The organism is Mycobacterium sp. (assembly GCF_049281135.1).
Classification (GTDB): domain Bacteria; phylum Actinomycetota; class Actinomycetes; order Mycobacteriales; family Mycobacteriaceae; genus Mycobacterium.
On sequence record NZ_JBAPRN010000175.1, the window covers coordinates 1 to 2976 of the forward strand.

Consider the following 2976-nt stretch of genomic DNA (forward strand, 5'->3'; position numbering starts at 1 on the left):
AAGGCGGCCACTGCGCGGTAGGTCCGCTGCAGCCCCGCCATCTGTGGCAGGGCACTGAACTGTGGCGACGCTCCCACCGCATCCTGCAGTGCCGCAAGATCCCCCGCGGCCATGGCCGCGTTAGCCAGTGCCGCGTATCCGTACGCTGCGTAGGCCCCCCCAAGGTCGGCGGCAGCCTGGATGGCCGCGTTGGCGGCGGCTCGGGCCGCGGACGCCTCACCTTGGAAGGCCAGCACGACGCCCTGCCCCCCGACGCTTTGCACCTCCATGATCCCGTCGTGCGCGGCTCGGGCATCGGCCAGCAGCTCAGCGATTTGCCGCGCGGCGCAGGTCAATTCGCCCTGGTGCATCTCTGCCCAAGCCAGGCAATACCGGCAGATGAGCGAGTTGTACCGATCGCCAATCGCATCGGCGAGGTCGCGTCCTTCCTCGGCGGGCGCCCGTATCGCAAACGGGTCCGCGGCGTGGGTCGCTCCGCGTGCCTGCCCGGCGAGTATGTGGCTGAGCCGCCACGGGTCCTGCAAGTCTCGGGCCAGGCCGATCGCTTCGCCGAAATACGGCCCGGCTGCCTCAGTCCTGAGGGCGGCGACCAGGCCGCAGGCAGTCAGCGCTCGCACCAGCAGAGCCGGATCGTCGACCCCTCGCGCCAGCGCCAGGGCCCGCTGAGCTTGATCCAGGCTGTCGGCGTCGTCCAGCCAGACGGCGAGCGTCGCTCTATCTGCCAGCGCCCGCGCCTGCACTGCGGTTGCCACCTCCGGATGCCCCGCGCCGAGGTCGCTCAACGCGGCGTCGAACCAGGCCAGCCCTTCTCTGAGGCGGCTTCGCGCTTGCCACAGCGGCTGCAGTGACGACGCCAGCGCCAGCGCGAGTTCGCCGTCGGAGATTTCCCGGCTCCACGAAAACGCGGCACGGAGGTTGTCGATCTCGGTGTTGGCCTGCTCGATGCGCAGCGCATACTCACTGCCTGCGGGCGCGTCAAGCAGCGCGGCCATCGACGTGTAGTGGTCGCAGTGACGTGTTCGGACTGCATCGGCTTCGCCGGACTCGCCAAGCTTTTCCTGAGCGTACTGACGGACCGTCTCCAAGAGCCGGTAACGGGTTCGGCTGCCGCTCTCGTCGGCGACCACCAGCGACTTGTCCACCAGCAAGGCGAGTTGATCGAGCACTTGATAGCGCTCGACATCGCCACCGCCACAAATGGTCTGCGCCGCACTGAGGTCGAAGCCACCCATGAATGCCGCCAACCGACGGAACAAAACCCGCTCAGGTTCGGTCAGCAGTGCGTGTGACCAGTCGACCGAGGCGCGCAGGGTCTGCTGACGGCGTACGGCGGTGCGTGCACCGCCGGTAAGCAAGCGGAATCGGTCATGCAGGCTGTCGAGTATCTCGGTCAGCGACAGCGCCCGCACCCGTGCTGCCGCCAATTCGATCGCTAGCGGTACCCCGTCGAGGCGACGACAGATTTCGCTTACCGCCATGAGACTTTCGTCGCTGATCTCAAAATCGGCACGAGCGCGGCGCGCACGATCGGCGAAGAGTTCGACGGCTTTGTCGGCTAGCGGCAGTGACGGCACTCGCCAACTCAGTTCGCCGGCCACCCCGATCGGCTCTCGGCTGGTCGCCAACAACGTCAGCCGAGGGCAAGATGCCAGCAACGCCAGCGTCAGCGTGGCGCTCGCGTCGAGCAGATGCTCGCAGTTGTCCAGGACCATGAGCATCTGACGGTCGGCGATGAACCGGCTCAGCGTGTCCATCGTGGAGTGGCCAGGCTGGTCAGGCAGGCCCAGTGCGCGTGCGGTGGCAACCGGCACCAGCTCGGAGTCGGTGATCGGCGCCAGATCCACGTACCAGGTGCCGTCGGCGAATTCGTTCGTGCTTTGGCCTGCGATCTGAATCGCCAACCGGGTCTTGCCCACGCCGCCCGCGCCGGTCAATGTAACCAACCTGTTCTGCGTCACGAGATTGCGTACCTGGGCGATATCCGCCTCGCGTCCGACAAAGCTAGTGAACTGCACCGGAAGATGTTGATTGACAATGGTTTTCGTTACTCGTAGTGGCGGGAATTCGTTGACCAGGTCGGGGTGGCACAACTGCACTACCCGCTCCGGGCGGGGCAGATCACGCAGCGTGTGGTTGCCCAGATCGGCCAGCCACACACCGTCCGGCAGTCGGTCAACCACCAGTGGCTCGGTCGCGCCCGACAGCACGGTCTGGCCGCCGTGGCCGAGGTCGCGCAGTCGCGCGGTGCGGTTGATGGTTGGGCCGGCGTAGTTGCCCTCGTCGCGCAGCTGGATTTCTCCGGTGTGGATCCCGATGCGCAACCGGATCGGCGCCAGCGGCGCGCGTTGCATCTCCAAGGCGGCAGCGACCGCGTCCGAGGCGCGGGCGAAGGCTGCCACGAAGCTGTCACCCTCACCTTGTTCGACCGGGCGTACGCCGTCGTGGGTGGCGATGGTGTCCGATACCACGTGATTCATCCGCGCCGTGGCCGCGGTCATGGCGTCGGGTTGGGTTTCCCACAGCCGCGTGGAGCCCTCGACGTCGGCCAGCAGCAACGTCACGGTGCCGGTGGGTAAAAGGCCGCTCACGCCTAGTTCGCTCCAGTCCACCAGGGGCGTATCCGCGCGTGGATCGAATTCGCTCATGCTAGCCAGCATGCGGCCACCGCAAACCGGAAACATCGGCGAAAACGCGTAGATCGCAGCCCGATCTACGACCCGTCGTTGTGCAGATCTACGCGTTCTGGCCGATGGTCTTGCGCTCGCGACCTCGGATAGTCGACTTGGTCGAACCCGAGGAGGCCACCGTGACCGTCGACATCATCGGCACCAACAAGCCCACCGTCATTGATGCGGACCTGCCGCCCATCGCATATGAGCACGCGGCCAATCCCGAAGAAGCGCATCGGCTCATTCGGCAGGCCCGTCTGCAAGGGCCGATCGCGCTGGGGCCGCACGGACCGGAGGTGTTGAGCTA

1 protein-coding gene and 1 pseudogene are annotated in these 2976 nt (G+C 66.5%); one reads left to right on the forward strand and one right to left on the reverse strand.

The annotated features are described in order from the left end of the window. Positions 1-2588 (reverse strand): adenylate/guanylate cyclase domain-containing protein (locus WAN02_RS07005; protein WP_422263440.1); only part of this gene is annotated, 2588 nt, incomplete at its 3' end. 137 nt (positions 2589-2725) lie between these two features. On the opposite strand from WAN02_RS07005, the pseudogene WAN02_RS07010 reads away from it, so the two are divergent. Next, positions 2726-2976, forward strand: a pseudogene (locus WAN02_RS07010) (hypothetical protein); the annotation flags it as partial.